General features: G+C 37.9%; 10 protein-coding genes and 1 tRNA gene. 3 read left to right on the plus strand and 8 right to left on the minus strand.

The genetic code is table 11. The annotated features are described in order from the left end of the window. The first annotated feature begins 524 nt into the window (after positions 1-524). Positions 525-1,337 carry a ParA family protein gene (locus tag LI091_RS10750; RefSeq protein WP_158526457.1) on the plus strand — a complete coding sequence of 271 codons (813 nt, stop codon included), beginning with the start codon at positions 525-527 and terminating at the stop codon, positions 1,335-1,337. After that, positions 1,330-2,319, plus strand: a complete 990-nt coding sequence (locus LI091_RS10755) for a ParB/RepB/Spo0J family partition protein (RefSeq protein ID WP_158526458.1) — start codon at positions 1,330-1,332, stop codon at positions 2,317-2,319. The genes LI091_RS10750 and LI091_RS10755 overlap by 8 nt, the downstream gene beginning before the upstream one ends. A gap of 88 nt (positions 2,320-2,407) precedes the next feature. On the opposite strand, the gene LI091_RS10760 is transcribed toward LI091_RS10755, so the two are convergent. The 6 genes from LI091_RS10760 to LI091_RS10785 form a co-directional block, all read right to left on the minus strand. After that, the gene (locus tag LI091_RS10760; RefSeq protein ID WP_173733855.1) at positions 2,408-3,646 is read right to left on the minus strand and encodes a replication initiation protein; all 1,239 of its coding nucleotides are present in this window, start codon (positions 3,644-3,646) and stop codon (positions 2,408-2,410) included. Between the two features lie 1,301 nt (positions 3,647-4,947). After that, a tRNA-Ile gene (locus tag LI091_RS10765) sits at positions 4,948-5,021 on the minus strand. A gap of 434 nt (positions 5,022-5,455) precedes the next feature. Then, positions 5,456-5,815 (minus strand): hypothetical protein, encoded by a 360-nt coding sequence (locus tag LI091_RS10770; protein WP_173733856.1) that lies wholly within the window; start codon positions 5,813-5,815, stop codon positions 5,456-5,458. Positions 5,816-6,414: 599 nt separating this feature from the next. Continuing rightward, positions 6,415-7,200 carry a hypothetical protein gene (locus LI091_RS10775; protein ID WP_173733857.1) on the minus strand — a complete coding sequence of 262 codons (786 nt, stop codon included), beginning with the start codon at positions 7,198-7,200 and terminating at the stop codon, positions 6,415-6,417. 26 nt (positions 7,201-7,226) lie between these two features. Beyond that, positions 7,227-7,379 carry a hypothetical protein gene (locus tag LI091_RS10780; protein ID WP_158526460.1) on the minus strand — a complete coding sequence of 51 codons (153 nt, stop codon included), beginning with the start codon at positions 7,377-7,379 and terminating at the stop codon, positions 7,227-7,229. 135 nt (positions 7,380-7,514) lie between these two features. After that, entirely contained in the window at positions 7,515-8,051 is a 537-nt protein-coding gene (locus tag LI091_RS10785) for a hypothetical protein (protein ID WP_173733858.1), read from the minus strand. Between the two features lie 263 nt (positions 8,052-8,314). Here LI091_RS10785 and LI091_RS10790 point away from each other — a divergent pair, with 263 nt between their 5' ends. Further along, positions 8,315-8,887, plus strand: coding sequence for a hypothetical protein (locus tag LI091_RS10790; RefSeq protein ID WP_173733859.1), 573 nt, complete (start codon positions 8,315-8,317; stop codon positions 8,885-8,887). Positions 8,888-8,948: 61 nt separating this feature from the next. Here the strand turns inward: LI091_RS10790 and LI091_RS10795 are convergent, their stop codons facing one another. Together LI091_RS10795 and hpf are read right to left on the minus strand one after the other, a co-directional pair. Continuing rightward, positions 8,949-9,179 (minus strand): hypothetical protein, encoded by a 231-nt coding sequence (locus tag LI091_RS10795; protein ID WP_265191160.1) that lies wholly within the window; start codon positions 9,177-9,179, stop codon positions 8,949-8,951. 241 nt (positions 9,180-9,420) lie between these two features. After that, a complete protein-coding gene (gene hpf / locus LI091_RS10800; protein ID WP_173733861.1) occupies positions 9,421-9,987 on the minus strand; it encodes a ribosome hibernation-promoting factor, HPF/YfiA family in 567 nt (188 codons plus the stop codon). Between the last annotated feature and the right edge of the window lie 187 nt (positions 9,988-10,174).

The raw sequence follows: 10,174 nt of genomic DNA on the forward strand, positions 1-10,174 counted from the left end.
TCGGTACCAGATTAAAAAGTGATGCCTCACCGGCCTTGCCGGGTTCGGCACCAGAGCACGCATGATAACTCAGGCTTAGCGCCTTCGTTACCAGAATAAATATGATACTTCGTGCTTCGCACTCAGTACCAGAATAAATATGATAACTCGCTTGCTCTGCCGGACCCGTTATCAATCGGCTTTTTGCCGCTGACAAGCGAAGCCGTAAGGTTGAGTGCAAAGATTAAAATTGATAACTCGCGCTTCGCGCTCGTTGCCTAACTTCGGACGAGGATTCAAACCCGCGTGAGAAGTTAAAGTTAAAACCGGAACATTTGACCCGCGGACGACTTTTCGTCGGCCGGGGACTTCCCGTTCTCCGTTAATCTCAATCCGGCAAAGACTTCAACTTTGCCGTGGATTTATCTGAATAAAATTGATATTTTTTAATGCTTTTTTATTGATTTTCTTTATTTTTTATCATATAATTTATTTAATCAAAATATTAAACTATAAAATACATTTTACAGAATAGGAGAATAGTTGTGAGAAAAGGAATAGTCTTATCATCTATTTTTGAAAAGGGTGGAACAGGGAAATCAACTATCACATACAATCTCGCTTATTATTTAAGCCAAAAATATAAAGTACTTGTCATTGACCTCGACGGACAGTCTGCTGACATTACATACTTCATGCTCGGAGAAGATAAGCTGAAATCCAGAGACAGTATGAAAACAATAAAATCTGTTTTTGAAAATTCAATGACTCTTGACAATGTAATTCTCACAGTCAAAGATAATCTTGATTTAATTCCAGCCAACACATATGTAACAGACTTATCCCCGGCATACAAGACATCTGTTTTTAAAAATATCATACGGCGGCTTAAAGAAGAATATGATTTTATATTTATAGATGTCTCACCGAGCCCGAATCATGGTCACGTATTATGCCTGAGTGTAACAGACTACCTTATTCCAATTACCGTACTTGATGCTGCTTGTATAACTGCATTAATGTCTCTCGATGAGAGCGTATATGAGGTACAGGATGCATCAAATCCGAAACTGAAATATTTAGGCATCGTAGTCAATAAATATGATAATAGAACAAACATCTCAAAAACTGTACTAAACCAATTAAATAGGCTTACCAAGGAACTTGGGACTTCTATTTTTAAAACAAAAATTCATCAGAATGTAAGCCTTAGCGAGCAAACTCTTTTTCATCAAAGCATTTTTGAATACTTAACACGCAATAAGGCTGCCGCAAAAGCAGCAAAAGAATATGCCTCTCTTGCGGAAGAAATTTTATCACGTATATCCCAAATAGAAGGAGATGAGCTTAATGTCTAAAGATTTATTCGCCAATATGGATGAACCGTCGTTCACAAGGAGAAAGTTTCCTCAGCTGGAAGAGGAGAAGAGGGAAGCAGAACTCATTGAACAGGCAAAGGAAAATAATAACTTAATCACTCTGCCTATTACACAGCTTGTCATGGACCCCGACAATGAATCTATTTTTGGTAAAATAGAGCTTGGTTCAATCGTCAACTTTTCTTCTGAAATTGAGCATAATGGGTTCAAAGGTGCCATCATGGCTTATCCAATAGATACAGATGATGGAAAAAAATATCAGATTGAATCCGGACATCGTCGTTTTCTTGCTGCGAAAGAGGCCGGGTTGGAAGAATTACCTGTTATTGTAACAGAACCTCCGCTATCTGACACCGAAAGAAAAATCCGCTTAATTGATATGAATATGCAGAACCGTGACCTAAAACCCTCAGTTTTAGCAAATGTTGCTTCTGTGCTGCTGGATAATATTACAGCAGAAGAAGAGAAGGATGGCGTGCCTGCAAAAAAAGATTTAGTTTATGGACTTGTTGCCAGAAAAATGAATACTTCTCCGAAGACGATATACAGATATCAATCCTTGAACAAATTGATTCCCAAACTCAAAGAATTTGCAGACGAAGGGGTGTCCTGGACAGCTTTAACACAGGCAGCGAAATTGCCGGAAGACAAGCAAGAATTAATAGCACTGGCCATATCAAACGAATTAGTAGAAAATCAAGCCGAAAATATAACAAGACCTTGGATTATTTCTTTAATCGCAAGGACATCTGGACAAACCGACGAGCCAAAGTCAAAGACTATAGTAAGAAGCAGGAGCGGTGCAAAGATTATTTCCAAATGTGCAAAGGATTTTGACTATATCTTCAGCGGAAATGCTACATTCAAGGATTCTGAAAAGAAGCAGGCGTTCGACGATTTAGTGGAATTGCGTGATAAACTCAATAAAAAGATATCAGAACTTGGTAACGAGATATTCTAATTTTTTTCATATTTTCTCACGGTGAGAAAACGAAAAAAGAAGAGAAGAGGAGTATGCATCCTTTTCTCTTCTTTTTCTCTTCTTTCTTTTACGCTTGGTCCCTATTTAATAAAGCCCTTTCATACTCATCAAAATTATAATCTCGCTGATGAAAATTATTAAATTTATTTTGTTTTTTACCATTTTCTTTTTTAACCGGCAAATCGTAATTTTCTTTGATAGCCTTAATCATAAATCCGACTAAATTATCAATAGCATTAGTAGAAGAGGAGGCTACCATATATGCCTTTTCAATTTTTTGAATATCATATTCCGCAGCTTTGCATATAACACCTATGTCATCATACGACAATTCTTCTTTTATAAGTGTTTTAACTTTAAAGAAAAGTTCAAATTGTTCCTCCTGGCTTAACTGCGATTTACTCTTCTTAGTTGCTTCTGTTTTTTTCTCTTCTTCATTTTCTTTATTTCCGAGTTCCACAAAAAAAGTAATCGCGTAAACTTTTCCACCATGACCAGCCTTTTTAGGTTCATACGAAACAAATGTTCCGTTGTCCACTCTATTGATTTCTTTCACGGCAACCTCTATGACTTTCCTTCGGAACTCATACCAATCAGAAAAGCTTTTTTCCGTTGCCTTTTCTACAGCTTTATCATAATCAGGAGTAGGAGAGCCAGCCAACACTTTCTGCACCGCGCTAGTCTCTGCATTTACGACGCCTAACGACAGCTTTAATTCAGACAATCCAATTTCTATTTTATAATGTCCTTTTGTCGCCTCTTTTTTAGTATATTTTGCTACACCAGGTTTTTTCATATTATAACACTCTGACAGTAATATCTCATGTAGACGTAGTGCATAAACACTATTATATGCCAGTATAACAGGGAGGTCCAAAACCGTAAAAGGAGCCTCTTGTGTTAAATATTTTTTTAGCTCATAATTAAATTTGACTGTAAAGGTTCCTTTTTCATACTGGGCCATTGAAATTAATGATATGTATTTGAATGTTTTTATATCATCATTTACAAAACCAATCGTCCTAGATGTCATAGCCGCTGCTGCTTTATTTAATTGTGTATAAAAACTTCCTCCAGATACTCTCAATAATTCTCTGAGTTCTGCAGCCTTTATCGAACAAACCAATCCGCCAGTCTCGCCTTCATCATTATATTGCCGCTTCTGTAGTTTTGAGAGAACAATATTTAACAATTTTTGTTCCATTAATGAGGCCTTGTACTTACTATCTATTAATGTATTTGATTTTGAAAACAGGTCTCCATGGCATTCATATAATACATCAGTATTTTCCTCTTTTTTTCTCAATTTGTCACACTCCAATTTAGACTGGATTTTCTCCAAAATGAACGGTAAACTAATAGGTATTATATCAGCGCAGGCAAAAAAAAGCAACCAAAACTCCAAAATGAACGGCAAAGACTCTTACCGTCCAAATATGGAGTGTACATTTTACTCTTTGGGCGACTCCATATTTAGACGCAAAAAAACTCCAAATTCAAACGGAAGTAATTTACTATCCCGTTCAAATATGGAGTAAATTTTGTATTTGATATTTTTTTTGACCGTCCAAATATGGAGTTTATAGATTAGATTTCTCTGAAAATTAACATATAACCCTATACGCTCCATATTTAGACGGGATAGACAAGTTTAATCATGTCGGCATATTTATTTTACTTCTTCAAAATATTAAATTACCGCTTTGTAAACGTAATCTACGGGATTTTCATTGATAGACAATACGTAAAGTGTACTATTTTTTGCTTCTTTATTCTTTATATAAAAAAGCTCCATATTTGAACGGCTTTAGATTTTTACTTCCGTACAAAAAAGGAGCCCATCTATTATTTGTTATAAAAAACGCTCCATATTTGGACGGAATATTTTTTCAACTCCATTTTTAGACGGTTAAGCAATTGAATTTTTCTCCACATATGGCCGGGATACAATGACAAAAAGCTCTTATTTTGGACGGAAGTTACAAAATATCTATAAAAATACGGTTTTTGCGCCAGATTTATCCGCTAATTCCTCCAAAAAACTACCTTTTCATATCAGAAAAACAACTCCATTTTTAGACGGTTGTCGCTCCTTTATCATTTCGTAAGTTTATCCACATAAATACGTAAGTTCATCCGTAAACCTACGCTAAAAAGTCCTAGAAGTCTTGCAAATAGCGGCATTTGTAGCATATAATAAATAAATGAAACTTATGTTGTTATTATATATAATAAAACAACCTCCATTTTTCAAAGTTCAAAAGAGTAGAAGAGTAGTGTCATACAAAAAAAATATGACAAAAAGAGGATATGCCTTTGTTGATAACTCGGGTTTACGCCTTCGTTACCAGAATAAATATAACCAAGCGGCTTTTGCCGCTGACAAACGAAGCCGTAAGGCTGAGTGTAGTGCACGAACGGGGATTCAGACCCACATACGAAGTTAAAACCGGAACATTTGGCCCGCGGACGACTCTTTGTTGACCGGGAACTTTCCGTTCTCCGTTAAAACTATCGAGTTAAGTAATTATACTCGATACTTATCAAAAATACCACCTATGATTTTTTTAACTCAATAATCAGTGGCGGTATTTTTTTTACGAGAAATGGACGCTCTGGGACTCGAACCCAGGACCGACCGGTTATGAGCCGGTTGCTCTAACCAACTGAGCTAAGCGTCCATATAATTAATACTATGTTTAATTTAATTTTAAATCCACTAATCCGGCTCATACCTTCCGGTTACTCGCCAAATCTGTGACTCTGTCACATCTTTTTCTTCGCACGCCTTCGGCGTTGAGCCGGTTGCTCTAACCAGCTAAGCGTCCATGGTAACGGTGGTTTTATACAATGCCATAGGCTTTAAGGCATGCGCAAGATTGTTTTTATCTTGTTACATATATAGTATGCTGAATAAATATTGTTTTTGACGAAAAAAGAAAAAATATTTTATTTTTTTTGGTAACTTAGGCTTAGCGGGGCCCGTTACAGAACTCCGAACGTGGATTCTGGCTCACGTGTAAAGCTGAATACGAAAACCTTGATTCACGAAAGATACTACCATGTTACCAAAGGACGGAATACCGCGGCCAGGCTGGCCGTCGTGGAAGGATTGCTATAAGCGGTCCGACCCCGAACAGTCTGGTTGTCCATCGGTTCGGAGGTGGCTTGACGTGTGCGGGGAGTCAGAAACTCCGTCAACGCCTGGTGGCGGTGAACTTATGTTCAACGAATCATTACCGTCATTTTTCGGTTCCTCATTCAGCCACTGTATACAATCATCAAGAGCATCGTCGTAATTATTAAAGACACCTCCAGAAGGGGAATTGTAAACGGCATCATATGTTTCTATAGGATTTTCCCAATCATAGTCTACGTCGAACTCGTAGGACTCATGCACCAACAACGGGGCCAGTTCTTCAACAGACATTTGCCGGATGCGGTCAAGATTTCGAATATGTTTCTTCCGTTCCAATTTTATTTTTCCTCCTTTTTTTTGCTTTTCGTTACGCTGCTTGACATGGTAATAGTAATAAACAGTTGCAGATGTATACTTTCCAAAGAAAAAATCATTTTTTATATTGTTTTTAAGCAAAAAAACATAACTTTGTCATAGCGTTATCAATAGCATCATCATTTATTGTAGATGTGTATACAACACAATAGTGTATAAGCATTCTACATTCCCCCAATTAGACTTAAAAAATTATACTTTCCTCCAACTTAAGTTAAATGTTTGAATGAAAATGGTTGACTTTCCCCCAACTTAAGTTAAAAAATTATGCTTCCCCCCTAAGTTCGACTTAATATATTTAATATGAGTTGGAGGAAAGCAGTAATAAATAATGCATTTTATGTCTTTCCCCCAACTGAAGTTAAGACATTCCCCCAAGTCAAGTTAAACCGACAATCATTTATTTATGGAAACTATATTTAGAAGCAGTGGTTTCTATATCTATACGACAAACCCAGATTTTTCAAATAGATGTATGGAAAAGGCCTGAAAATCACATATTTTTGTAATTTTTAGCCTTTTCTTACAACCAAGCAGTCGCCGTATCTTGCGATAAGAAATCACCATTCTAGTTCTGAGAAATCTTTAATATATTTTTCTTCCCTGCCAAAGTCTTGTCTCATTTGGTCCACATACGCATTGTATTGCACAACCATTTGTGACTTTATTGTCTGTACTTTATCCAATAATTCCTGATTATCTGGATTATTTGTTTCAATCCCTTTTAATACATTGATGATATCATTCCCGAACACATATTCGTCGCATGCTTCAAGCAATTCTGACCAACAGCCTTGTTTTGCCTCAGGCAATCTTTCTTTATATGCAATATACAAAAAATCATCTTTGAATGTGTGGTTATGGAATGGGCCCGGTTCATATATCATATCCACGACACCTGCTGTTTCCATATATCCGTTCTTTTTGTAGTTAGAAATGCGTACATAACTTTTAGGCAAGTCTTCCGGCTTTATTTTTGTTTTCCGCCCGCTTTTCCATCCGGAGTATAAATAGCCTCCAGGAATCTCAAAGTGCATATATACAGATTTATCATGCCGTAGCCGCATTTCCTTTTCTTTCAAAAATTCCTTTGCACTTTTAAGATTTCCGTTTGGCATTGTTCCTTTCACAGAAAACCTTATCCCGGGAAAATCTCCGTTTTTATCTTTTGCGGATTCGGAAAACATTTGAAAAGCAAATCTGTCTTTTAATGCAGCGACAGTTTCTTTTGTGATTTCCCCGTATACTGTACATGGAATAAGCCTGTCTGCAGGGGCTTTTCTAACAGGCACCAGTGAATCGTAACTACAATTATAGAATTTGCTTGCAAATCTTCTTTTTGCCATGTTGAGCTCTCCTCCTGCATCCTGCGTTATTTTTCGTTGTTCGTTGTCTCGGTTGTTTCATCTTGGATATCGAAACTTGAATAGTTTTCTTTCAGATAACCTGCTAATGTACTGATTAAGATGACTGTCATTACAAGCGCAAGCATCACTTTAAAAAATTGTTCCATTTGTGAGTTCAAAATTATCGCCTCCTTGTTGTCGTATGACCGGCTGTGCCGGCCTCTTCACATACAATATGCCGATTTTCTGCAAAAAAGGAAACGATGCTTTATCGTATCGGTTCTTCTCACGGTGAGAAGAACCGCATATAAAGATTACGCTGCGACCATCATTTTAGCCTCTACTACATCCGTTTTAAGAATACTTTTAATCGGGACCAGATATCCGGAAGCACCCTCTCCCATCTTTCTCCATGCCACCCTAAGTGATTTCGCCTTATCCTGGTCTGCCTCCATTTCAGCAATGAACGCTCTGAATTTTTTCGGGTCCAGTACAAATGCTTCACCTGTATGGTCTAACAGGTAAATGATATGGTCTGCCTTTGTTCTTGCAAAGCAGCCCGGGTTTCTGTGTGAGAATTTCTCATAAGCCAGATTTCCCGTCCTGTGCGCCATAGTATCGGTTTTGATTTCAGCAGTGGACACATGACCATCTGCATAAACGATTTCAAAATCAATATCATCATCGATTCCACGTCTTGTATTGCTAATATCTCTGACATCTACAACACTTTTATACTTTCTCAGATGTCTGGCAATACGCTCTTCGCCCTTTTTTCCATAATCCAAATCACGTACAAAACTTCTTCCCTGTGTTTCCCATAATGTTCTTTCTTCTGCTTTCTTTGTCATAATACTTACAACTCCTTTTCGGTTCTTTTTTTTGTTGTAAGTAATATGCTTAAAAACAAGGCAGGCGTGATTTTTTGCGAGTTATTTATTCTACGGATTTCCTATAGGCATGTTTTTTCTCACGGTGAGAAAACGTCTGTGAGAAATCTATATTTCTGGCTGTGCTTCCGTTCACCAGCCTTTCCACTTTTTTCTTTTTATCCATATTTTTCATATTTCTTTTGACGATTTAATTCACAAACAACGAAAGGGGAAAATATTTTATGGAAATCTTAAAAGAACTGTTAAAGGAAAATGAAGCGATTTATGAGGTCACATGCTGTGCGAGCAAATCAACGTATATCATCGGACCTGTTGTTGAAGATATCAACCGAGATATTGATTTGTCCGGATGTATTGAAGAGACTTTGCACAGAATGCTTGAAAACGGATGCCTGGATTCCGATATCCTCTGTGTACTGAGTGCAACAAAGGAAGATACAAAACAGGAGCAGCATGAAAGTGACTATAACATTGACCTTGGATATGTAATCTGCGACTTTTATCCGACTGGTATTGTTGAAACTGGAATCTGTTACGAGCAGCCGATGGTTGCTTATACAGTACATTATTGGGATACTGTATTATGCAAGAATTTTGCAGTTAAGGAAGATGCGACAGATGAAGAATTACTGCAGGCAATGGGTGACAAATTTGGATTCAATACAGAAGAATATATTGTTAATGATGTTCGTGATGATGGCACCTTGATTGGAGTGCAGGACGTACTTGACGATACGCTCTTGTTCGTTTTGAAGCGAAAATTCGAGGCAACAGCCAAAGACATCGCAGCATAAAAGCAATAAGCAGCGGGAACGATAATCTTTCCGCTGCTTTTTTGTCTTTTCTTCTAGAACGCTATATGTTATTGTATCCTTTTTTCAGGTGCTCTTTTGCGATAGCCAAAATGTCTTGTGGTGCGTTTCTTCCCTCTGCGTCATAGTATCTCTTAACCTGTCCCGGCCTGGCAATCAGTTTTGTCACCATCTTTCCGGTTCTCTGATTATGTACAACGATGATGCCGGTGTCTGTTACAGAATGGATTTCCGGCCCGTTTGGATGTCCTCTATCCACGACGAAACTATCCACAACATTTCCTTCGCCGATTACATCTGAAATCAGGGATTCTCTTGTATACCTGTTTTCTTTGTAGTGTTCGCTGACTATACATACCGCCTCCTGTACTGCTGCTTGTTTCCTGTGTCAGAGACAATATGCTGAAAAATGCAGTGCATTTTGCGATGACAAAACAAAACGCCGGCAAGTTACTGCCGGCGTTTCTCGTTCTCACTCCTCTCTTTTTCTGGCTATCTTGTTTCTTTTGTGTTTTTTAAAACGGCTCATCTACCACCAGCAGACCATATCCTTTTTCTTTTCGTTTATACAGAATACTCAGCGTGTCATCACGGTCAGAGTCACGGAATACATAAAAATCATGGTCTGTATACTCCATCTCTACACAGGCTTCTTCCCTTGACATTACCTCTGCAGCAATCACCTTCTCGCGGTCAATCATCTTAACCATCTGCGCAGCGTCATATGTAGATGTGCATGCATCAGCTACCTCTGTAGCATCAGCCTCGCGGATGGTTTTACTGCCGGCTCTTTTTCTCCCTTTTTCCTTCATTTTTTTTACTCTCTCTGCTGCAATATCAACGGCATCATTCATTGCTTTATATAAGTCATCATCCGTAACTTCTGCCCTTACTACATTTCCATTGAACTTAACGGTGACCTCTGCCCTTTTTGCATTGATTTTTCCTTTTTTTGCAGACACCAGAACCGCGACAGAAGCATCGTCTCCAACCAGGCGCTCAATCTTTTTGATTTTTTCTTCTGCTGCATCTTTAATCCCTTCTGTTAATGTAAAATTCTTTCCTGAAATTGTAAGTCTCATAAACGAGTCCTCCTTCGTATTTGTTTTTGTATATGTAGTATGCCGAAAAAACACGAATGGTTAATTTTTTTGCGAAAAAAAAAGTGAACTACTCGGCAATTAAATTACTGAGCATCTGATGTGCGGAGCCTGGGCCCCGTAGATTCAGGGTGGGTCCATACCACCACTACTGTTTTTTACGCAGCTA

Origin of the sequence: Blautia sp. MSK20_18 (assembly GCF_020553125.1) — a bacterium.
Classification (GTDB): domain Bacteria; phylum Bacillota; class Clostridia; order Lachnospirales; family Lachnospiraceae; genus Blautia_A; species Blautia_A fusiformis.